This window comes from Clostridium ragsdalei P11 (genome assembly GCF_001675165.1).
Classification (GTDB): Bacteria; Bacillota; Clostridia; order Clostridiales; family Clostridiaceae; genus Clostridium_B; species Clostridium_B ragsdalei.
The window spans coordinates 24,145-47,151 of sequence record NZ_LROS01000019.1 but is presented as its reverse complement, the minus strand read 5'-3'; the positions used below and the strand labels follow the sequence as shown (position 1 = coordinate 47,151).

General features: G+C 31.4%; 23 protein-coding genes. 16 read left to right on the top strand and 7 right to left on the bottom strand.

Features of this window, described 5'->3' with window-relative positions:
• Positions 1 to 69 precede the first annotated feature (69 nt).
• The 5 genes from CLRAG_RS09580 to CLRAG_RS09560 all read left to right on the top strand — a co-directional run bounded on the left by CLRAG_RS09580 (position 70) and on the right by CLRAG_RS09560 (position 4,570).
• On the top strand, positions 70 to 1,431 hold the full coding sequence (locus CLRAG_RS09580) for an MFS transporter (RefSeq protein WP_065078236.1): 1,362 nt from the start codon (positions 70 to 72) through the stop codon (positions 1,429 to 1,431).
• 292 nt (positions 1,432 to 1,723) lie between these two features.
• Positions 1,724 to 2,347: a cobalamin B12-binding domain-containing protein gene (locus CLRAG_RS09575; RefSeq protein WP_065078235.1), complete on the top strand. Its 624-nt coding sequence runs from the start codon at positions 1,724 to 1,726 to the stop codon at positions 2,345 to 2,347.
• 4 nt (positions 2,348 to 2,351) lie between these two features.
• Complete coding sequence (locus tag CLRAG_RS21080; protein WP_065078234.1) at positions 2,352 to 2,657, top strand: hypothetical protein; 306 nt, start codon at positions 2,352 to 2,354, stop codon at positions 2,655 to 2,657.
• Complete coding sequence (locus CLRAG_RS21075; RefSeq protein WP_065078233.1) at positions 2,647 to 3,183, top strand: uroporphyrinogen decarboxylase family protein; 537 nt, start codon at positions 2,647 to 2,649, stop codon at positions 3,181 to 3,183. The genes CLRAG_RS21080 and CLRAG_RS21075 overlap by 11 nt, the downstream gene beginning before the upstream one ends.
• Before the next feature lie 244 nt (positions 3,184 to 3,427).
• Positions 3,428 to 4,570, top strand: a complete 1,143-nt coding sequence (locus CLRAG_RS09560; protein WP_065078232.1) for a uroporphyrinogen decarboxylase family protein — start codon at positions 3,428 to 3,430, stop codon at positions 4,568 to 4,570.
• Positions 4,571 to 4,651: 81 nt separating this feature from the next.
• On the opposite strand, the gene CLRAG_RS09555 is transcribed toward CLRAG_RS09560, so the two are convergent.
• The 3 genes from CLRAG_RS09555 to CLRAG_RS09545 form a co-directional block, all read right to left on the bottom strand.
• Positions 4,652 to 6,550, bottom strand: coding sequence for a PTS fructose transporter subunit IIABC (locus CLRAG_RS09555; protein WP_065078231.1), 1,899 nt, complete (start codon positions 6,548 to 6,550; stop codon positions 4,652 to 4,654).
• A gap of 285 nt (positions 6,551 to 6,835) precedes the next feature.
• Complete coding sequence (pfkB, locus tag CLRAG_RS09550; RefSeq protein ID WP_065078230.1) at positions 6,836 to 7,744, bottom strand: 1-phosphofructokinase; 909 nt, start codon at positions 7,742 to 7,744, stop codon at positions 6,836 to 6,838.
• Positions 7,744 to 8,277: a DeoR/GlpR family DNA-binding transcription regulator gene (locus CLRAG_RS09545; RefSeq protein ID WP_065078229.1), complete on the bottom strand. Its 534-nt coding sequence runs from the start codon at positions 8,275 to 8,277 to the stop codon at positions 7,744 to 7,746. Before CLRAG_RS09545 ends, pfkB begins: the two co-directional genes overlap by 1 nt.
• Before the next feature lie 435 nt (positions 8,278 to 8,712).
• On the opposite strand from CLRAG_RS09545, the gene CLRAG_RS09540 reads away from it, so the two are divergent.
• The 8 genes from CLRAG_RS09540 (at position 8,713) to CLRAG_RS09505 (ending at position 14,815) form a co-directional block, all read left to right on the top strand.
• Positions 8,713 to 9,510 carry a methyltetrahydrofolate cobalamin methyltransferase gene (locus tag CLRAG_RS09540; protein WP_065078225.1) on the top strand — a complete coding sequence of 266 codons (798 nt, stop codon included), beginning with the start codon at positions 8,713 to 8,715 and terminating at the stop codon, positions 9,508 to 9,510.
• Complete coding sequence (locus tag CLRAG_RS09535) at positions 9,503 to 10,183, top strand: DUF1638 domain-containing protein (protein WP_207644809.1); 681 nt, start codon at positions 9,503 to 9,505, stop codon at positions 10,181 to 10,183. The genes CLRAG_RS09540 and CLRAG_RS09535 overlap by 8 nt, the downstream gene beginning before the upstream one ends.
• A 47-nt stretch (positions 10,184 to 10,230) precedes the next feature.
• Positions 10,231 to 10,839, top strand: a complete 609-nt coding sequence (locus tag CLRAG_RS09530) for a GTP-binding protein (protein WP_065078228.1) — start codon at positions 10,231 to 10,233, stop codon at positions 10,837 to 10,839.
• The gene (locus tag CLRAG_RS09525; protein WP_065078227.1) at positions 10,832 to 11,284 is read left to right on the top strand and encodes a hypothetical protein; all 453 of its coding nucleotides are present in this window, start codon (positions 10,832 to 10,834) and stop codon (positions 11,282 to 11,284) included. Before CLRAG_RS09530 ends, CLRAG_RS09525 begins: the two co-directional genes overlap by 8 nt.
• A gap of 39 nt (positions 11,285 to 11,323) precedes the next feature.
• Entirely contained in the window at positions 11,324 to 11,878 is a 555-nt protein-coding gene (locus tag CLRAG_RS09520; protein ID WP_065078226.1) for a DUF2284 domain-containing protein, read from the top strand.
• A 203-nt stretch (positions 11,879 to 12,081) separates the two neighbouring features.
• Positions 12,082 to 12,879, top strand: a complete 798-nt coding sequence (locus CLRAG_RS09515; RefSeq protein ID WP_065078225.1) for a methyltetrahydrofolate cobalamin methyltransferase — start codon at positions 12,082 to 12,084, stop codon at positions 12,877 to 12,879.
• 195 nt (positions 12,880 to 13,074) lie between these two features.
• On the top strand, positions 13,075 to 13,701 hold the full coding sequence (locus CLRAG_RS09510) for a cobalamin B12-binding domain-containing protein (RefSeq protein ID WP_065078224.1): 627 nt from the start codon (positions 13,075 to 13,077) through the stop codon (positions 13,699 to 13,701).
• Between the two features lies 1 nt (position 13,702).
• Complete coding sequence (locus tag CLRAG_RS09505; RefSeq protein WP_065078223.1) at positions 13,703 to 14,815, top strand: uroporphyrinogen decarboxylase family protein; 1,113 nt, start codon at positions 13,703 to 13,705, stop codon at positions 14,813 to 14,815.
• A 47-nt stretch (positions 14,816 to 14,862) separates the two neighbouring features.
• On the opposite strand, the gene CLRAG_RS09500 is transcribed toward CLRAG_RS09505, so the two are convergent.
• Together CLRAG_RS09500 and CLRAG_RS09495 are read right to left on the bottom strand one after the other, a co-directional pair.
• On the bottom strand, positions 14,863 to 16,716 hold the full coding sequence (locus CLRAG_RS09500) for an ASKHA domain-containing protein (RefSeq protein WP_065078222.1): 1,854 nt from the start codon (positions 16,714 to 16,716) through the stop codon (positions 14,863 to 14,865).
• Between the two features lie 49 nt (positions 16,717 to 16,765).
• Positions 16,766 to 18,319 carry a PucR family transcriptional regulator gene (locus CLRAG_RS09495; protein ID WP_065078221.1) on the bottom strand — a complete coding sequence of 518 codons (1,554 nt, stop codon included), beginning with the start codon at positions 18,317 to 18,319 and terminating at the stop codon, positions 16,766 to 16,768.
• A 189-nt stretch (positions 18,320 to 18,508) separates the two neighbouring features.
• Here CLRAG_RS09495 and CLRAG_RS09490 point away from each other — a divergent pair, with 189 nt between their 5' ends.
• The 3 genes from CLRAG_RS09490 (at position 18,509) to infC (ending at position 20,685) form a co-directional block, all read left to right on the top strand.
• Entirely contained in the window at positions 18,509 to 19,144 is a 636-nt protein-coding gene (locus CLRAG_RS09490; RefSeq protein ID WP_065078220.1) for a cobalamin B12-binding domain-containing protein, read from the top strand.
• A 45-nt stretch (positions 19,145 to 19,189) separates the two neighbouring features.
• A complete protein-coding gene (locus CLRAG_RS09485; protein WP_083985652.1) occupies positions 19,190 to 20,035 on the top strand; it encodes a purine-nucleoside phosphorylase in 846 nt (281 codons plus the stop codon).
• A gap of 131 nt (positions 20,036 to 20,166) precedes the next feature.
• The gene (infC, locus tag CLRAG_RS09480; RefSeq protein WP_065078219.1) at positions 20,167 to 20,685 is read left to right on the top strand and encodes a translation initiation factor IF-3; all 519 of its coding nucleotides are present in this window, start codon (positions 20,167 to 20,169) and stop codon (positions 20,683 to 20,685) included.
• 61 nt (positions 20,686 to 20,746) lie between these two features.
• On the opposite strand, the gene CLRAG_RS09475 is transcribed toward infC, so the two are convergent.
• Positions 20,747 to 21,673 carry a response regulator gene (locus CLRAG_RS09475; RefSeq protein WP_065078218.1) on the bottom strand — a complete coding sequence of 309 codons (927 nt, stop codon included), beginning with the start codon at positions 21,671 to 21,673 and terminating at the stop codon, positions 20,747 to 20,749.
• A gap of 7 nt (positions 21,674 to 21,680) precedes the next feature.
• Positions 21,681 to 22,985: an ATP-binding protein gene (locus tag CLRAG_RS09470; RefSeq protein WP_207644808.1), complete on the bottom strand. Its 1,305-nt coding sequence runs from the start codon at positions 22,983 to 22,985 to the stop codon at positions 21,681 to 21,683.
• Between the last annotated feature and the right edge of the window lie 22 nt (positions 22,986 to 23,007).

Below are 23,007 nucleotides of genomic sequence, written 5' to 3'. Positions count from 1 at the left end.
TAGGCAAGTAAAGTATAAATTCAACTAACGTTTATACTTTTCTAAAATATATTATGAAAGGAGAATATTATGGAAAAGAAATTGAAAAAATCTATTATTAATTTTTATGGGGTACCATCTTTTGGATTTCAGTTATTTGTAAATGTGGAAATTTATTATTTTGCTGCATTCTTAACTGATTACGCAAAAATATCGGCGGCTCTAGCAGGCACTGTATTGATGATTACAAGTATATTTGATCTTGTATGGGTTCCTACTGCAGGAGTTATATTGGAAAAAACCAACCTGAAGTGGGGGAAATATCGTTCATGGCTATTAGTAGGACCTCCTTTTGCAGTACTATTTTATATTTTACAGTTTTCCAAGATAGGTTCTGCAGGGGTAAATGCAATTATAATTTCAATAGGATTTATAGTAAGTCATTTAATTTGGAATATTTTTTATGCAGGACATGTAGCAATGAACTCTTCTATGACAGAAGTAAGGGAAGAAAGAATTGCTATGGCATCAAACAGAGGTATGTTTAATTCATTAGGTACTATTTGTTTCTCTTTGTTAAGTATGCCTTTAATATTGATGATAGGCAAAGCTAGCGGCAATCCTGCGTATGGATATACTTTTACCGTTGCAATTGCAGGTATTCTTATGATGGGATGCTATTATATATTATTTTTTATGACTAAAGACTATGCAAATGCTGGAGTTTCAACTCAAACAGGTAAATCAGAAGAAAAAATGTCTATAGGTGAGATGTTAAAACAAATAGTAGTAAATCCACCTCTTATAGGATTGTTATTAGGTGAACTTGGAAGATATTTAGGAAGGTTTATTATTTTTGGAATGGCATTTTACTATTTTAAATATGTTGTTAATAATTTGGCAGTAGTTACTGTATTTTTTACAGGTCTTAGTATAGTATGTCTTTTGGGTGCTGTTATCACAAATCCGCTGGCTAAAAAAATTGGAGAAAGAAATACTTATATTTTATCACTTGCAATATTTATAATTGGATTACTTATTGTATGGGCTTTACCAATGAATTATATGTCATTTATGGTATTGATGTTTGTAGCATATTTAGGATATGGAATTCCTGATGCATTAGGTGTTGCTATGTATTCATCTACTGTGGAATATGGCGAATGGAAAACTGGAAAAAATGCACGAGGATTTATTATGTCATTAATAAGTTTCCCAATTAAAATTGCAATATTTTTAAGAAGTGTTATTATAACAGCTGTTCTTGTGGGGGCAGGATATGTTGCAAATATGAAGCCTACATCCCAATTAGTATCAGGTATAAAGAATGGAATGGCATTAATTCCAGCAATTATTATGATAGTAGGATTGATTTTTATTGTGTTACTTTATAAAATTACACCTGATAGTCTTGAAAAGATGCAAGAAGAAATTAAAGCAAGAAAAAATTAAAGTAAAAAAAGTAGAAAATTAAAACTTCTATATGCTTCCTTTGTGATGAATAGTTAAAATAATAAAACTGTTTATTTCAAGGAAGCATATTTTTATATGATGGCTTGTCTGCTGTAACACTCCAACTAATTAGGATTCATTGATAATTAATTAAAAATAATGATTATTCAAAATACTCATAATGTATAAATAAACATGGTATATTTAGTCATTATGCAGGGTGAATTCCCATAATATATATGTTATTCTGTTATTAGACAAGTAATTACTTTATATTAAAGGGGGAAATGTTATGAGTAAAAAATTAGTTAATGCAATGGCAGATTTGGATGAGGATGTTGTTTTAGCAGAGGTAAAAGCACAAAAGGAAAATGGAACACCGGTATTAGATATAATAGCAGATTTACAGGAAGGCATGGGAATTGTAGGAGACAGATTTGAGAAAAAGGAGTACTTTTTATCTGAACTTATTATGTCAGCAGAAGTGTTTAATGAAGCATCAGAGATCATTGGAGGATTAGGAGAGTCCTCTGGATCAAGCAAGGGTATATTTGTAATGGGAACTATTTACGATGATATACACGATATAGGAAAGAATATAGTAACTACAGTAATGAAGAGCAATGGTTTTGATGTAAAGGATTTAGGCGTTGATGTACCTACATCAAAGTACATTGAGGCTATAAAACAATATAAACCAAAGGTAATAGGAATATCCTGTCTTTTGACTACATGTTTTGATAATGTAAAACAGTGTATAAAAGAAATAGAAGATGCAGGACTTAGAAAAGATTTAAAGATTCTTGTTGGAGGTGGACCTGTAGATGAAAATGCAGGAAAATATATGGGTGCAGATTTAGTTTGTAAAGATGCACAGCAAACTGTAGATTTCTGTAAAAAAGCTATGGGGGTATAATAAAATGAAAACTGCAGAAGAACTGTATAGTGAACGATTAAATAGAATAAAGGCAGCCATAACATTGCAAAAAAATGATAGACCTCCTTTTTCTATGAATTCATCTGCCTTTTGTGTTAAATATGCAGGTGGAAAATTATCGGATATGGTTACTAATGTAGAATATGGAAACTCTTTAATTTTGAAGGCGGTAAAATCTCTTGGAGTAGTAGATTGTATACAAGGTGGAGCAGACTTTCCACCTATGATGGGCACTGTGTACCTTTCACCAACTAAGCTTCCAGGTAGAGAACTTCCTTGTGATACCTGATAAAGTACAAGCTGCCCTTGATGTAATTTTAGAAGATACTTTGGAGAGTTTAAGACAACAGATACGTGAGGTTAAGCCTTTGACAGTGTTTGTTGGAGCAGCTCGTGCAGATGGAGATTTTTTATCATTAAAATTATTTGACAGATTTATGTGGCCATATCTTAAAAAGATAGTTGAAGTAGTAGTGGATGAAGGATCATTTGCATATCTCCATTTAGATATGTGTTGGAATCGTTTTCTAGACTACTTTTTGGAACTCCCAAAAGCTAAGTGCATCTTTTCGCCAGATAGTACAACAGATATATTTAAGGCAAAAAAAGTTTTAGATGGTCATATGTGCATTATGGGAGATGTTTCTCCATCGCTTTTAACGTTAGGTACAGCAGATGATGTACATGCTTACTGTATGCGACTTATGAAAGAAATTGGACCTGACGGATTTATTATGGCTGCAGGGTGTATGCTTCCTGCAAATGCTAAAGTAGAAAATGTAAAGGCAATGCTTTCTGCAACTTGTGGAAAATAATATAAGAGATAGGGATTTGGTTTGTATACAAATGTTATTAAAAAAGAGTACATACTGATACGATTTGGTATAAATCCTGCCAGACTTATTCTAAATTAATAATATCAGTTAAAGTACTCAGATAAATTATACTCAAAATAAATTAAATGTGTCAACAACTAAAATTGTAATAGAGGCAATTGAAATGAAAAATAATGAACAACTAATTGTATATGAAATGTAAAAATTATGGGGGTGTAATAAAATGATACCACAAGAAATGACTGAAATACGTAATAAAAGGGTTATGGCTGCACTTAATATGGGGAAAACAGATAGAATTCCAATATTTCTTTCTGGACAGATGTATTACAATTTTATAGATCCTACAATGACTATTGCTGATTATTGGAGAAGACCTGAATTAGTGGATGAAAAACTTATAGAGGCTGCAGAGCTTCCTATACTTGATGAAATGGATTCAGCTCCCACATGTACAGGAATACCTATGGAAACTTTTCTGCAAAGTTTTGCAGCTATGTGGTTTGCAAAGATGAAAGTGCCTGGACGTGAATTAGGTGATAATGTATTATGGCAGATTGATGAACAAGGACCTATGACGGAAGAAGACTATGATACAATTATAGACAAAGGCTGGGAATACATGAAGAAAGAACTCTATAATAGAATTGGATATCATCCAGAAGAGCTTCCTCAAATGGATATGGAGTATGCTGGAAAACTTCAAAAAAGAATAGCATCTCTTGGAAAAACAACTGTTGGTATGTCCGGTGGATTATTACCTATAGCACCATTTGAAACTTTAAGTGGTGCACGTAAATTGTCCAAGTTCTTTAGGGATTTATATCGTATGCCTGACAAAGTTAGGGCGGCATTAGATGTTATGGAAGAGGCAGAATTAAAAAATACGGTTAAAGCTATGAAAGCTATGCCTGGTGTATATGGATTCATAGGTGGAAGCCGCTGCGGATGTGACTTTATATCGCCGAAGATTTTTGAAAAATTCTATTTCACATATCATCAAAAGCTAGTACCTGTAATGCAGGAAAACAATGTAAAAACTTGGTTCCATATGGATGGCAATTGGGAAGCATTTTTACCTTACTTTAGGGAATTTCCTAAAGCTCAGTGTATATGGGATCCTGATCATGTAACTGATATTCGCAAAATTAAGGAAATACTTGGAGACAAGATGTGTATTACCGGCAACGTGCCTCCGGCATTTACATCAGTTGGTACACCTGAAGACTGTTACAAGTATGCTAAGGATCTTGTAGAATTATTTAAAGATCATGATGGCTTTATTATGAACTCAGGCTGCAGTGTTCCACCTAATGCAAAACAAAAAAATATAGAAGCTGTTATTTTAGCAACTCTTGGTAAGTAATTTAAATTAGAATATTTAATTTTAAAAAATAGAAGATGTTCCTGGGGGATTTCCAGGAACATTTCTTATAAGAAATAATAATTATAATTTTTCATCCAAAGGTTTTTTCATAAATCCAAGCAAGGCTGCAGTTACAAAAGAACCTACTAATATAGCAAATATATATAAAAGTGGATTTCCGCTTACTATTGGTATTACAAATATGCCGCCGTGAGGAGCAGGTAGTCCTATATTGAACATCATGGATAGTCCTCCTGCAATAGAAGCTCCAACTATAGATGCAGGAATTACTCTTGCAGGATCTGAAGCTGCAAAGGGTATAGCACCTTCTGTTATAAAAGTAGCTCCCATTATATAACAAGTTTTGCCTGCATCCCTTTCTTCTCTTGTAAATTTATGCTTAAAAAATGTAGTAGCAATAGCAATTCCAAGAGGAGGAACCATTCCGCCTGCCATTATTGCAGCATGAGGGGTAAATTTACCTGCAGCTATCATGGCTATTCCAAAAGTATAAGCTGCCTTATTTACAGGGCCTCCCATATCTACAGCCATCATTCCACCTAATATAATTCCTAAAATAACTTTATTGGCTGTTCCCATTGATCCAAGCCACTGTTCTAGAGCTGTATTTATAGCTTTTACAGGATTTACAATAAACAAAAGCATTATAGCTCCAGTAATTAATATTCCAAATAACGGATATAAGAGTACAGGCTTTATACCTTCAAGTGAATCAGGCAGCCTAGAAAAGACTTTCTTTAGTAATATAACAACATAGCCACCTAAAAATCCAGCAATTAATCCGCCTAGAAATCCAGCTCCATTATTAGCTGCTATAAAACCGCCAACCATAGCAGGTGCAAAACCAGGTCTATCTGCTATACTCATTCCAATAAAGCCAGCAAGTACAGGTACCATGAGAGGGAATGCGTAAGTACCGCCTATATCGTGCAATAGCTTGGCCACAACATTAAAAGACGGATCTTTAGGATCAAAGCTTTTAATGCCAAACATAAATGATATAGCTATAAGTATACCTCCACCTACGACGAAGGGAAGCATATTTGAAACACCATTCATCAAATGTTTATAAAAACCTGTTCGCTGCTTTTTATCTGATTTAGATCCTTCAACTTTTTTATCTGAATGATATGTAGGGACATCATCCATCAAAGCTTTATTTATGAGTCCTTCAGGATCTTTAATGGCATCAGATACGGATACCTGGATTAATTTTTTGCCATTAAATCTTGTCATTTCAACTTGCTTATCTGCAGCTACAATTATGCCATCTGCCTTTTGGATGTCTTCATCAGTAAGCTTATTTTTCACACCAGTAGATCCGTTTGTTTCTACCTTAATTTCAATTTCCATATCTTTAGCTTTGTTGTTTAAAGCGTCTGCTGCCATATATGTATGTGCTATGCCTGTAGGACAAGCTGTAACTGCTAATACTAATTTACTAGGGGATTCATTTACATTGTTTTCTTTAGATACAGTGCTTTGATTTTTAGATTTTACATATTCAGCTTCCTGTTTATCTATGAGATTTAATACTTCATCTTTAGACTTTGCATTTATAAGTTTGTTTTTGAATTCTTCATTCATAAGCATACTGGATAATCTGGCAAGGGTATCTAAATGTTCATTATCAGCACCTTCGCTTGCTGCTATCATAAAAAATAATTTGGCATCGGTTCCATCTAAGGATTCGTAGTCTAATCCTTCCTTTTTTATTCCAAAAGCTAAGGAAGGAATTTTTACAGATGCTGTTTTTGCATGGGGAATTGCTATACCTTCTCCTATTCCTGTAGAAAACTCAGATTCTCTTTTAAGTATTTGTTTTTTATATTCCTCTTTATTGTTTAATTTTCCAGCTGAATCAAGTATGTTTATAAGTTCGTCTATTACTTCTAATTTGGTGTTTGAGTCTAATTTAAGCTTTATTGTACTTTCTTCTAAAAGTTCAGTGATTTTCATAATTTTACCTCCATTGTAAATTAATATTTCAACTTTTGCACATATAAAATTTTGATTTAATATAAAAAATTGTGAAACAATTTGATTAGTTGAAAATTGACAATTGATAGTGGACAGTGAAGGTGGATTTTTTTCCGTTACACTACAAAAAATCTTTAATTAAATTTTTGAAAGCTGGTTTTGCTAAAGCAAAACATCACTGGAGTTGATTTGTATAAATTTAAAGATTTTTTGCGATAGCCAAAAATCAACCTTAACTGTCAATTGTCCAATATCAACTTTCAACTAAAAAAGTTTAGCTATGTGTACATCAGAAAGTAAATTCTCAACATCCTCTTTTTTGCACAAGTCTTTAGAAAAAGCAGTTGCACTTCCTGAAGCAGCACCATATCTAAAACTTTCAACTATGTTAAAATTTCTTGTATATTGGGCAAGAAAACCAGCTACAACGGAATCACCAGCACCTACGGAATTTTTTACTTCTCCCTTTGGTGCAGAAGCAGTGTAAATACCTTCATCGCATAAAAGCAGGGCACCATGCTTTCCCATTGAAATTATTATGTTTTGGGCACCCATATCTTTTAATTTATTGGCATAATAAATACAATTTTTCATATCTTTAATTTCTACATCAAATATGTCTCCAAGTTCATGTATATTAGGTTTTATTAAAAATGGTTTATATTTCAATGTAGAAGTAAGGGCATCTCCAGTAGTATCTACTATAACTTTACTGTTTTTACATTTTTCTTGAATTATAGAATATATATTGGATGGTATAGATTTTTGTACATTTCCTGCAAGTACTATAAAATCTTCATGTCCTAAATTTTCTATTTTTTTGAATAATTCATTTAAATTGCAGCTATCTATATGTGGCCCTGCAGCATTTATTTCAGTTTCTTTATTGGATTTAAGTTTTATATTTATTCTTGTGTCTTCATTAACTTGTATAAAATCTGTAAGGATACCAGAGTCGTTAAGAGAATCCTCTATAAATTTGCCAGTAAATCCACCTATGAATCCCAATGCTTTACTTGATGATCCAAGATTGTTTAGAACTCTGGACACATTTATTCCTTTTCCACCGGCATATTTTTTTTCATTTACAACTCTATTTATGGAACCTAAAATTAAGTTATCAGTTTGTATAACATAGTCTATTGAAGGATTTAAGGTTACTGTATATATCATTAATCTGTCACAACCTTTACTTTAGTTTTTTGTATATATTTTTCATAATTTTCTATTTTACAGTCTGTAATTATAGAAGCTTGATCTAAATTTCCTACTTTTACAAAGCTTACTTCTCCAAATTTACTCTCATCTGCAAGGATGTAGCTTTGATCTGAATGTTTAATGGCATTTTCTTTAAGTATAGCTTCTTCAGAATCGGGAGTAGTAAATCCGTATTTTAGATGAATGCCATTTATACCTAAAAAGCATTTGTCAAATCTAAATTTTTCAATACTTTTAAGTGCATCGCATCCTATAACAGCTTTTGTACTATTTTTAACTTTTCCTCCTAGTATATATCCATTTATATTGTTTTCAATAATAGCATTTATATGATTTAATCCATTAGTTACTACTATCAAAGATTTTTTATTTACATGTCTTATAGTAGACTCAGATGTATTTAAAAGGTTTACTAAATCGTTAACCTTTACAATTCCATTTTGCTTTAATTTCTCTAATATTATCTTATGGCGCTGTTCTGTTAGCAAAATTGCTCACCTTCTTTCCTAGATAAAATTTATTATTAATCATTAAATGTATTTTATGTAAACATAATAATATAAAATTTTCTAAAAAACAATCATTTTAGTTCAAAAACATTCAAAATAATTCATAAATATTTCAAAAGCAATCATAAAGAGAAATTCTTCCTCTAAATTTAATAAAATATTTAATATGGATGAATTATTTTTACTTAGAAAACTAAGTATGTACACAGTGTGTATAAATTAACAATGTCAAATTCTGCATTATGTAAGGTGAATTTGAAAAAAATATGTGCTATATTATATTTAATAAATGATTTGTAAGCATCTATTTAATATTAAAAGAAATAATTATTATAACCTAAATTGTAAATGTTTTAATTAAATTGTTTATTAGAAAATTGTGAAAATGATGTAAAAATAAAAGGAGGTTAAAGTATGTTAATTATAGGAGAATTAATAAATACAAGCAGAAAGCTTATACGTGAAGCTGTAGAAAAGAAAGATGGAAACTACATACAGGAAATTGCAAAAAAACAAGAAGAAGCAGGGGCAACTTATATAGATGTAAACTGTGGAACATTTATGCAAACTGAAGTGGAAACCATGGAATGGCTGGTTGAAAATATTCTTCAGGCAACAGACCTTCCATTATGTATAGATAGTCCTAACCCTCTAGCTCTAGAAGCTGGATTAAAAAAAGTAAAAAATGGAAAACCAATGATCAATTCGATAACAGGAGAGGATGAAAGGTGGAATACAATACTTCCACTGGTAAAAAAGTTTAATTCCAAAATAATAGCACTTTGTATTGACAACACAGGAATGCCAAAGACACAGGAAGACAGGCTTAGGATAGCAGATTCTCTTATAACAAAACTTACTGGAGAAGGAATAGCTCTTGATGATATATATATAGATCCACTTATAAAACCAATAAGTGCAGGACAAAACAATGGAATAGAAGTATTGTCTGCAATACAAAAAATAATGGAAAGCTATCCAGGAGTACATACTACCTGTGGATTAAGTAATATATCCTATAGCTTGCCAGCAAGAAAAGTATTGAATAGATTATTTATGGTTCAAACTATGGCTCGTGGAATGGACTCATACATTATGGATCCAACAAACAAGGAAATGAGGGGTGCTTTACTTGCATCACAAACATTACTTGGACAAGATAGGTTCTCAAGAAAGTTCATTAAAGCATTCCGTGAGGGATTATATGAGTAATATAAGAACTGTTGTGGTGGCATGCAGGACTATTAAAGAGGAATTAGAAAGGGTAATTAATGAAATTCATTGTGATTATCCTATATTATGGATAGAATCAGGGCTGCACCTTAATACAGGAGAATTAAGAGAGTGTATACAAAAAAAATTAGATAGTATATCAAATGTAGATCAGGTGCTTTTAGCTTTTGGTTACTGCGGAAATGCCGTCATTGGATTAAAATCACTAGATTATAAAGTTATTTTTCCACGAGCAGATGATTGTATTACTTTATTACTTGGTTCTAGTGAAAGACGAAAAAATATTTCAAAAGAAAAGGAAACTTATTTTCTCACTAAAGGGTGGCTGAATTCTGAAAGAAACATATGGGCTGAGTACAAGGATACAGTAAAAAGATTTGGGAAAGCTAAAGCAGATAAGGTATATAAAATAATGCTAGGAAATTATGAAAGACTTGGAGTTATTGAAACAGAAACTGATGAATCAGAAGACTTTATAAAAATAACTCATCAGATTGCAGCAGATTTAAAATTAACACAGGAAGTAATTCCTGGAACAATTAGCTATATTAAAAAGCTTTTAACTGGTCCTTGGAATAATGATGAATTTGTAGTAATTAACCCCTATGAAACGGTATCAATGGAACATATATATGGTAGGTCTGAAGTTTAAAAAAATAATTTGAACTCTAGTTCCAATGAAAAGGATGGTGTAATTAAATGAATTTAATTATTTTTGGAGGATTTCTTGGCTCTGGTAAAACAAGTTTAATATTATCACTAGCACATTTTTTAGTTGAAAAGCAAAGTCCTAATAAGCAAAATCTTGTGATAATTGAAAATGAAGTTGGAGAAACTGGTATTGATGACAAAGTGCTTAAAAGTAAAGGATTAAGTGTAAAAGAATTATTTTCTGGGTGTATTTGTTGTCAGCTTTCATCTGATCTCGTAATTACTTTAAATGATCTTCGTGAAAAAGTTGATCCCGAATGGGTAATTATTGAAACTACGGGACTAGCTTATCCTGGTAAGATTTTAGGTACACTTAATAAATATGGTAAGGGAATAGAAAGCATACGGATTGTAAGTGTAGTTGATGCAGAACGATTTGAAGAACTTACTGAAATAGCACCGGTACTTATAAAATCACAGATATCAGATGGAAATACAATTCTTGTAAATAAGATAGATCTAGTTACAGATAAGCAATTAAAAAATATAGAACATTCTGTAAAAGAAGTTAATCCAAAGGCTACTTTATATAAGGTATCTGCAAATAAAAATATAAATGATAGTATATGGAAAGAGGTGGCTAAAAGCAATGAATAATTATGAACATGACCATTCCCATTGTGAGGAACATCACCACCATCATCATTGCGATGAAACTGAAGAAGATTTATATGGAGAATTAAATGAAGTACCAGCTGTTTTTTCATATACAGAGTCTTTTGAACTTGAAAAAGAAGCTAAAGGAGATAAGTTACAGGAATCTTTTGTACATTGGATTGAAAGTTTAAGACAGTGGGCTATAGAAAATAAGTATTTTATAGGTCATATTAAAATCTTTGTAAAGGATGAAAAGGAGTTTAATTTATGGGTTGCTACTACAGGCAAGAAAATTAACGTTAAAACCTTTTCTGAAAATAATGATTATGATATAAAAAATATTACAGTGAATATGACAGCCATTGTTTTTGGAACTGATGAAGAAACTTTAAAATCTGTAGTGTTAAAAAAATTAGATGAAGAGCTTTTGTGCTACATAAATTAAATATATTTTAATATTTTCTAGTTTAGGAGGAGCTAATATATGAAAATTAATTCTGACGATTTGGTCAAAGATGCACTTGAGTTAGATGCAAGTTATGCGGCAGTTATAGATACATCAAAAATTAAATTTCACGAAGATTACAGAAAAGCCTGTGAGAAAAATGTTTGTGGCAATTATGACACCAACTGGATGGGTCCACCAGCTATTGGCCCTATCTCAGAATTAATGGAGAAAGTTAAACAGTATAGAAAAGGACTTTTAATACAGACAGTTCATAAATTGTCTAATTCTTTTGACTGGAGGGGTATGGCTTCTTCTAAAGATGTTCATGAAAAAATATTTAGAAACATTGTTAACAGCATAAAAGACAAATATGAGTTTGAGGATATTCTATCTCTAAATGCAGGATGTTGTACAGTGTGTAAAAGATGTACTTATCTTGATGGAAAAGAGTGCAGGTACCCAGATAAAGCACTTTCATCTGTTGAGGCTTATGGAATTGATGTTATGGCACTTGAAAAAGGTGCAGGAATTCCATATTACAATGGTTTAAATACACTTTCTTATGTAGGACTTATATTTTTTAATGAATGATTTATTCGATGACTACCTGCTCTAATACTCCTTCTCCAAGTGTACGTTGTGAGCAGTTACGTCCCTGGATAACGATTTGTAAGCAGCTATTTGCTATTTAATGTTAAAAGAAATAATTATTATAAGTTAAATTGTAAATGTTTTAATTAAATTGTTTATTAGGAAATTATGAAAATGATGTAAAAATAAAAGGAGGTTAAAGTATGTTAATTATAGGAGAATTAATAAATACAAGCAGAAAGCTTATACGTGAAGCTGTAGAAAAGAAAGATGGAAACTACATACAGGAAATTGCAAAAAAACAAGAAGAAGCAGGGGCAACTTATATAGATGTAAACTGTGGAACATTTATGCAAACTGAAGTGGAAACCATGGAATGGCTGGTTGAAAATATTCTTCAGGCAACAGACCTTCCATTATGTATAGATAGTCCTAACCCTCTAGCTCTAGAAGCTGGATTAAAAAAAGTAAAAAATGGAAAACCAATGATCAATTCGATAACAGGAGAGGATGAAAGGTGGAATACAATACTTCCACTGGTAAAAAAGTTTAATTCCAAAATAATAGCACTTTGTATTGACAACACAGGAATGCCAAAGACACAGGAAGACAGGCTTAGGATAGCAGATTCTCTTATAACAAAACTTACTGGAGAAGGAATAGCTCTTGATGATATATATATAGATCCACTTATAAAACCAATAAGTGCAGGACAAAACAATGGAATAGAAGTATTGTCTGCAATACAAAAAATAATGGAAAGCTATCCAGGAGTACATACTACCTGTGGATTAAGTAATATATCCTATAGCTTGCCAGCAAGAAAAGTATTGAATAGATTATTTATGGTTCAAACTATGGCTCGTGGAATGGACTCATACATTATGGATCCAACAAACAAGGAAATGAGGGGTGCTTTACTTGCATCACAAACATTACTTGGACAAGATAGGTTCTCAAGAAAGTTCATTAAAGCATTCCGTGAGGGATTATATGAGTAATATAAGAACTGTTGTAGTGGTATGCAGGATTATTAATAATAATTGAATAGGACAACTAGTGAAACCGATTTATTTTAAATAGATATGTTTTTATTTTAGAGATTAGAAAAAACTTTCAAAGCATTTGTTTTAACAAATAATGAGGTGCTTGAAAGATATTATATTTATTTTAGCATTAAAAGGGAGGATATGAAAATGAATAAAAAGTTAGTTGATGCAATGGCAGATTTGGACGAAGATGTTGTTTTAGCAGAGGTAAAAGCACAAAAGGAAAACGGAACACCAGTATTAGATATAATAGCAGATTTACAGGAAGGAATGGGAATTGTAGGAAGCAGATTTGAAAAAAAAGAATATTTTTTATCTGAACTTATAATGTCGGCAGAAGTGTTTAATGAAGCATCAGAGATCATTGGAGGATTAGGAGAAGCTTCAGGACCAAATAACGGAATATTTGTAATGGGAACTATTTATGATGATATACATGATATAGGAAAAAATATTGTAACTACTGTAATGAAAAGCAATGGCTTTGACGTAAAAGACCTTGGAGTTGATGTACCTACATCAAAATATATTGAAGCTATAAAGCAATACAAGCCTAAGGTGATAGGAATATCTTGCCTTTTGACTACTTGCTTTGATAATGTAAAACAATGTATAAAGGAAATAGAAGATGCAGGACTTAGAAAGGATTTAAAGATTCTAGTTGGAGGTGGTCCTGTAGATGAAAATGCAGGAAAATACATGGGTGCAGATTTAGTTTGCAAAGATGCACAGCAGACAGTAGATTTCTGTAAAAAAGCTATGGGGGTTAAGTAAGTTGAAAACTACAAAAGAGTTATATGATGAACGTTTAAATAGATTTAGAAAAACATTAGCATTAGAAAAAACAGATAGAACACCTGTTATACTTATGAACGATTCTTTTGCCGCTAGACATATGGGATTGAAGTTGGCAGATATTTGTGGAAAAGATAGTGTTAAAGTATCGAATAAAGTTATAATAGATTCTCTAAAAGATTTGGGAGATGTGGATGGAGTTAATTCATCCTACTCTGTAGGACCTTTATTTCCATTAGAATTTATGTCAAGAGTTAAGCTTCCAGGACGAGAGCTTGCAGATGACATGCTTTGGCAAATTGATGAAGCAGAAATGATGAAGCCAGAGGATTATGATACCATTATAAATAAAGGCTGGAACAATTTTATGCCTAGTTACTTAAAAGATAGATTGGGAATTAATGTTGATGAAATTATGGCAGATGCAGCTTATGCTCCACAAGCCGATCAGAATGTCAAAGATGCTGGATTTGTAGTATATAGTCCTGCTGCAGTTATAACTGTAAATGAATATTTAAGTGGTGGACGTTCTATGGCAAAATTTATGAGAGATTTATTTAGAATGCCCGATAAAGTTGAGGAAACTTTGGATGTTATTCAGGCAGAAGTAGTTGAAGGAATAAGGAAGCAAATAAGAGCTACTAAACCAGATGTACTTTTCCTTTCTCCAGCACGTGGAGCTAGTGAATTCTATTCTCCTAAGTTATGGGAGCGTTTTGTATGGAAATATATTAAGGAGACAGCAGATGCTGTTATAGAAGAAGGTACAATATGTAGCATCCACATTGATGGAAACTGGGAGCGTGACCTTGACTACTTTAAAGATTTTCCAAAGGGAAAGATTGTATTTGAAACAGATGGTGTAACAGATATTTATAAAATAAAAGAAAAGCTTGGAGATCGTATGTGCATTAAAGGAGATGTACCTGCTGGGAAGCTTGTTCTTGGTACTCCTGATGAAGTGTATGATTATGCTTCTAAACTTGTTAAAGATATGGGAGATGGATTTATTTTAGCAAGTGGATGTAGTGTACCTCCAAATGCAAAAGTTGAAAATGTAAAAGCAATGATTTCTGCAGCTACAGGCAGATAGAAATAAAAAAATTCACCAGTTTAAATTAACTGGTGAATTCTTTTATTCTACTTATAATCTTGAAATTGCATTCCATGAGCAAATTCCCTGTTAAAATCTTTTTGTGCTCCTAATTCAATGTAGGTTACTTTACTAGCTATAGCATTAGAATGCTCATATTCGTCATTTGACAGTAGGGCAAGCATTGAGCCTGTACCAGCAGCATTCCCTACTAATTGTATCTTATTTTCAAGCTCTGGTGGAATTAAACCTATTGTACAGGCACTATGTGGGTCCATATAGTTACCAAAAGCACCAGCTAAGATTACTTCTTTTATATCGGATGTATTTATATTACACTTTTTCACAAGTATGCTTATACCTGCAGATATAGCTCCTTTTGCTAGCTGAAGTGAAGTTATATCATTTTGAGTAAGCATAATAGCACGTCCATGTGCTGTTTCCGACGGAGGAACTATTAAGAAAGCATTTGTACCTTCATAAGTTACTATATTATTTCTAAATGGAAGTGCATTTGGATTTGTAAAGTTGTCAGGGGATAAAAGCTTTCCTCTTTTATTTATTATTCCAAGTCTCACAAGTCCTGCCACAATATCAAGTAGAGCAGATCCGCAAATACCTTCAGGTTTTTCATTTCCTATAACAGTGTAGTTTAGAGATTCACCAAAGCTTACATGATCTATAGCACCTTTTGCCCCTCTCATACCGCTGCTTATTTGAGCTCCTTCAAAAGCGGGGCCTGCTGCTGCAGAACAGGAGACAAGTTTCTTTGAAGATCCTAGGACTATTTCGCCATTAGTACCTATGTCGATAGCTAATTTTATATCCTTACTTTTATCCATTTCTGAGGCTAAAATTACACCTACAGTATCTGCCCCTACAAACCCAGCGATATTTGGAAGCACAAATACCTTACCTGATGGATTAATGTGAAGGTTAAGATCTGATGATTTTACTTCTAGTGTTTCACTTATTACAGGAACATAAGGTATATATGCAATATATTTTGGAGTAAGACCTAGAAATAGATGGTGCATGCAGGTATTTCCCACAATGGTAATTGCATATATGTTTTCCTTTAACATGGTTGCTTTATGTACACTATCTTCAATTAATTTATTTAATACATCCAAGAGAGTAGATTGCATTAGTTTAACACCATTTTCATTTTGATTGGCAAAAGTTGTACGTGAGATTACGTCTGCCCCAAACTTTATTTGAGGGTTCATTGCTGAAGAAACAGCAAGTTTCTTTCCAGTATATAGATCCATTAGATAAGCTACAATAGTAGTAGTACCAATATCAAAAGCTATACCAAGCATACTCTTTTCAGTATTTCCCATTTCTATACCAATAATCTCATTGCCGTGGATAACTGCAGTTATATGGTGGTTTGCTTCACGAAGTTTCACGGGCAGTTCCCTTAGAACAGAAATATTCATTTTAATATTTTTATAATTTGGTTTTTTTTGCATTAATTTTTCTTTTAAACGTTTTAAATCAGATTTCTGCTTGTCTAAAGAAGGCAAGTCTACTTCTACGTAAACTTTTTCAATAAGAGGTTTAATAGTAAAAGTCCTTTCTGTAGATGATTGTAGTATATTATAGACTTCATTTTTCTTTTGATTTAGTTGAACGGTTATATCGCTGTATACCTTAGTTTCACAAGCAAGGTGTATACCTTCTTTAAGTTCTTTTCCTTCTAAAAATTTAAGTTCCTTTTCTGTAGCCTTTAAGTTTTTATCTAATATTTTAATTCTACATTTACCACAAGTGCCCATTCCACCGCAGGGAAAATCAAAATCTAATCCTTCAGCTGTGATAGCTTCTTTAAGGGTAGTTCCTTCACAGACAGATATTTTGCGGTTTTCATGTTTAAAAGTAACTGTGTAATTGTTCATTTAATATCCCCCCAATAATATAAAATTTATATTGATAAATATAAACAACTTATTTAAATTCATCAATATATTCAAGTATAATAAAACTTAAATTGAGATGAAATGTAATTTTTACATCATTTAAATTAACACCCATAATTTCCTGGATTTTTTCTATACGATGGACTAAAGTACTCCTGCAAATATTTAAAGTTTTTGATGTTTTTAACTGATTTTTTTCATTTGACAAATAAAAACGAAGACACTTTAAATATTTGGTATTGTGGGATTTATCATATCTCATTAAGTTAAATATTGAATCATGACAAAAATTTTTCAAATCACTTTTTGAAGAACATGTTTCCAATAAATGAAATATTGCTAAATCTTCATAGAAAAAAAGAAACTTATTTATTTTCAGTCCCATACCAAGTGTAATAGCCTTTAAAGATTGCTCATAGTATTTCCTAGTATTAGCTAGATCATGAAAACATCTACTTAAACCGCCATGTATATTATTTTTTTTAAAGAAGTCTATGACTTTACTAAAACTGTGCTCAATATCTGATATTTTATTTTTTTGGCTTATTAGTATGACAACAGAATTTTCATATATGACAGACTTACTTCCTACTAGCATATATTCAATAGCATCTCTTACCCTGTGAAGAGGGATGGTTACAAAATTATTTTGAGGTACATTTACTACAAGTATATAGAGATTAGGTTTGAAATGTAAATCTAAAAATTTTGACCTTTCTTCAATAACCCGTGTGTCAGTTTCTTTTCCATTGAGTAAATCCATGATAAAATTTTCATATTTCAATCCTTTTATGTTTTGCAGGGAACCGTTTTTTTGCATTTCAGAAGCAGCTACTTTACATAAAAGAAAGATAAATTCTATGTCATTTCTAGAAAATGGTTTTTGACATTCCAACGCAGTTACATATCCAACTACTTTATCGTTAATTTTAATATTTGATATTATACGTGGAATTCTAAATTTATCTTTTCCTATAAAAATAGGAGAACTGCTTTTATGTACTACATCAATAAAATTTCGAACATTTGACATAGGTACAAAGTTGTAGGAACAGTAGCCTTTAGTTAAAAGTTCAATCCATACAGGATCCTCTACTTTAATATCTTTAGAAGATGCAATGAGCTTAAAGCTAAGATCTAGAATACATATAGGGTTTTTAAGAATCTCACATCCCGTATTTACTATATATTCAAGCCCCTTTCCACTTATTAAAGCATCTAATAGTTTTGTTGAAGCTATACTAAATTCCTGATACTTTATTAAGATGCTTTGTATTTCATTGAAAGTTTTAAATATATCCATATTAGTATTCAACACTATTAAATTTACTATGGAATTTTTATCTGGTTTATATTGAAGATCGTCAGTTTTAATACAAAGTATATTTATAGCACCTTTTTGCGGTGGGATTTTTTTAAAATTAAAGGTTTCACATACGTATAAATGGTCTGGTTCAAATAAAGTTTGATTTTCTTCAAGGAGTTTAACATATTTAATTGTTATTCCTTCTGTTTGTGAAATATATAACCTAGGATTATAATTTTTTATTTTGCCTAGGAAAGTATGTAGGTTCATTCCCATATTAAACACCTCTCAATATCATAATAACCTATTATTTGACATAATAAAAGTGCTAATTTGTTATTAGAAAAACGTTTTATACATATTGTATACTTTTAAGTTAAAATTTCTTCATATTGTATGATGCTTTATGGGTGTATTTATGGTAGTTTATATACATAAGTATAAATTATGAGGGGGATATTTTTTATGAGCAAGGTACTTATAGACGCAATGGCAGAACTTGATGAAGATTTAGTCATTGAAGAAGTAAAGGCTCTTATAAAAGCAAATATACCTGTAATGGATATTGTAGGCTATTTGCAAAAGGGTATTGAAATTGTAGGAAAAAGATTTCAAGAAAAAAGATACTTTATGTCTGAACTTATTATATCAGGAGAAATATTTAAAGAAGTTTCACAAATACTTAAAGATTTAATGCCATCTGGCACAGCTAAACATGGAGTATTTGTTATGGGAACTATTTACGGAGATATACATGATGTAGGTAAAAACATAGTATGTACTGCCATGAGCAGTAATGATTTTAAAGTAATTGATCTAGGAACGGATGTATCAACTGAAAAATTTATTAAAGCAATTAAAGAATATCATCCTAAGGTTGTAGCCATTTCATGTCTTTTGACGAATTGCTTTGAAAATTTAAAGGAATGCATACAATCTATAAGGAATACAGAGTTTGGAAAAGAGATTAAGATATTAATTGGAGGGGGAGTATTGGATAAACAGGTTTGTGAATATGTAAAGGCAGACTTTTTTCCTAGAACTATTCATGAAACAGTACAATACTGTAAAGAAATATATGGGATGAAATCTATAAAATAGTTGAAAATTTTGTGCTATAATAAAATTTAGCAGAGAGGAAGTGAAATGCATTTAATGTTTAAACAAAATGGTACGGATTTAAACTCAAATATAGAGGAAGCTGCAAGTTATATAAGCTCTGGTATAAAGGTAAAGCCAGGGATAGCACTTATACTTGGATCGGGTCTTGGACATATTGCAGATGAAATTGAAGACAAAAAAATTTATCCTTATAGTGAAATACCAAACTTTCCTATTTCTACAGTGGAAGGTCATAAAAGCTGTCTTGTTATAGGAAAGCTTCAAGGTAAGGTAGTAGCTGCAATGCAGGGCAGATTTCATTATTATGAAGGATATTCAATGAAAGAAGTGACTTTTCCTATTAGAGTTATGAAAATGTTGGGAATTCACAATCTAATAGTAACTAATGCTGCAGGGGGAATAAATAAAAGTTATAAAAGTGGAGATCTGATGCTTATAAGGGATCATCTAAATCTATCAGGACAAAATCCTTTAATAGGACAGAATTTTGAGAAATTTGGACCTAGGTTTCCAGATATGTCTGATGCATATGATAGTCATCTTAGAGAAATGGTAAAAAAGGTGGCAGGTGAATTGCACATATCTATTAAAGAAGGAGTATATGCTTACATGAGTGGGCCAAGCTATGAAACGCCAGCTGAAATAAAAATGTTAAGTGTATTAGGAGGGGATGCAGTGGGAATGTCCACAGTTCCTGAGGTGATTGTGGCAAATCACAGTGATATGAGAACTATTGGAATATCTTGCATAACTAATATGGCAGCAGGAATATTGAAACAACCCTTAAATCATGAAGAAGTTATAAAAAATTCCCTCTATGCAAGTGAAAAATTTACAAGACTGATTAAAGCAGTAATAGGAAGTATATAGATTGGGAAAACTAAAAAGCATATTTATTATTATAATTGAAAAATATTGAGAAAATGAGATGAATAACCATATTTTGTGGTTGCACAAGATTGAATGCTTATATATAATAGTAAATAGGTAAACTTTAATTTGTGGAGGTGTATACTATTAATAAAAAAAATAACTTAAATGAAGAAATTAGGGCAGAAAAGGTTAGATTGGTAGGAGAAAAAGAAAGCGAAATTGTAAATACCAGAGATGCATTAAATATGGCAAGAGAGCAGGGTATGGATTTAGTAGCAGTTTCGCCGCAGGCTAAACCGCCTGTATGTAAGATAATGAATTATAGTAAATTTCTTTATGAGCAATCTAAAAAAGCAAAACAAGCTAAAAAGAATCAAAAAATTGTAGAATTAAAGGAAGTTAGATTAAGTGCTACTATTGAGGAAAATGATATAGAAATCAAGGCAAATAATGCGAGAAAATTTTTGACCAAAGGAAATAAAGTGAAGGTTTCTATAAGGTTTAGGGGGAGACAAAATAATTATACAAGTTTAGGTAGGAAAGTTTTCGACACATTTTTAAGTAAATTAGATGAAAACTCAGTAGTGGAAAGAGCACCTAAATTAGAAGGGAATAATATGTTTATGATTTTAGCCCCTAAGAAATAGAGTACTTAGTAAAAATAGAACAATAGTATCAGAATTTTAGTAAAAATTCTGATACTATTTTTTATATATCATTGCTTTTATAGTTTTTTGATTTTATGTATAAAACCTTGATAAACTTTTTAACGTTTATATGTATAGGTTGACTAAGGGGAGTATTATTTTTTAATTCTAGCATTTTTTTTCTCACTTCTGTAAAATCGAAAAACTCAGCAGCATATTCTTCAAACTTTGGGTTGGAATAGTCTGTAAGCCCAAGGGAGGCTATATAATTTAGTGACTGAAGTACGGCCCTCCTAACTCTTTGCTCTGACGCTTTTATCTCTTTTTTTATATCAATTGAAGAAGAACTTTGTCCAAGTTTTTTTTCAGAGGTTTTAATAAATATTTCCTTTAAAGATGGGAAATCCTTTTCAATAGTTTTTTTGTTTCCACGCGTATATAAGTATTCTACAATGGACAGTAGATCTTTACTACCGCTTTCAGCAATTATACCTAATTGGTTTAATATAAATTCACTGTATTCTAAAATACCTTTATTTGATTTTGAACTATTTTTATTATCAAGTGTATCCGTTTTTAAAAAGTTTAAGGTGTCTTGAATATAATTTATGGACTTTTCAATCTTTATTTGTTCAATTACCTTTTTTATAACGCCAATTACTTCAAGTCTGTTTATTGGTTTTGTAATATAGTACTGTACGCCTAAAGAATAAGCTTTTCCTATCATTTCTTTGCTCTCTACTTGGGATAGCATTATTGATTTACCTTTAAAAGAAGGGTCAAGTTCGCTTATAGTTTGAAGACCATCTTTAATTGGCATTAAAAGATCAATTATAAGTATATCTATTTTTTTATTACATAGAAAGCTAGTTGATATGGGAACACCATTTGCTGCTTCACCAACAACTTCTCCCAAATTGTAGTCTTCAATTATTTCAGATAACATTGAACGAATAGCTTCATCATCGTCTACAATAAAAAATTTCATGGTTGTATCATCCTTCCTTTATCAAACTTTTAATTGGAAGCTCAATAGTAAAAGTAGTTTCACCTGAACTATATGTGCTTTCAAGCAGGATTCTTCCTTTCAAATTTGTAACTGTTTGTTTTACATAAGAAAGACCTATTCCTGTTGACGGCTTTCCTAGCTTATTATATTTTGTTGTATAGCCGGGTTTAAAAATGAGATCCTTTTTCTTTTCAGGTATTCCTATGCCATTATCAGAGACCTGAAATTTAATTAAGTCTTCTATTTTGCTTATATAGATTTTTATAGTACCGGCATTTTCTATGGATTCTACAGAATTTGATACTAAGTTATTTATAAGTGACAGTACAGTATAAATATGAAGATCAGGAATGTGGCCAGATGCTATATTTATTGAAAAATCAATGTTTTTTCCAAGAGCCACACAATATTTTTTATTTGTATCTATTATTATATTGCCAATCTCCTCAATATTCATATAGTCCTTAGAATTTTCAGATAAAATCATTTTAGAAAGTCCAAAATATATTCTTTGGTTGTCCTTTTTGATTTCATGCACTTGACCTGCAATTTTTAATAAACTTTGTGACAATTCATCTTCATTTAATTTTGAATAATTGTTTTTTAGAGATTCATATAAATTATAACAGTCTCTCGTAATACTTTCCGCAAACGTTAAGGATTTCTTTAATTGTACAGATTCTGCATACAAGTTTGAAATAAGCAACAGCATATATCTATTTTGCTCTTTTTGTTGGTTAGCGGCTGTTCTTATTTCATTTAATTGTATTATGTTGAAAAACCCGAGTACAAAAAAAGATCGTATAATTGCAATTACGGAAACCAAACCAAAGGCATAAACTGAAATAGAATTTCTAAGTACTAAAAACCTCACTACAAGTTCACAAGTTGAGGAAAGTATGTCTATACAGGCAGCTAAAGTACCCATCAAAAGAGGATTATTGTGTAAGTTATTTATTTTTGTTAGATAAAATAAACATGAAAAAACTAAATAGTAAAAAAATGCAGGAGAATTTATCAAAAAAGCTTGATGAAATTCAAATCCACTTTGAAGTACGCAGTCGAGAACAACTCTAAATATAACGGTAGATATACCAGCTACAATTCCATATAGAGGTATGGGAAGCCTTTTAACCCAAAATAGGAAAAACAAAAATAGTACAGGACTGAAGCTAACACGAAAAGTACTATTTAGTGGAAAAAATTTAAATTCTCCAACTATTGGTATTGAAACTATTATTAATATTAAAATAAATAAATCTTCTTTTAAGGCAGATGTAGTATTTCTCAAGTAAACACACCTCATTTTAATT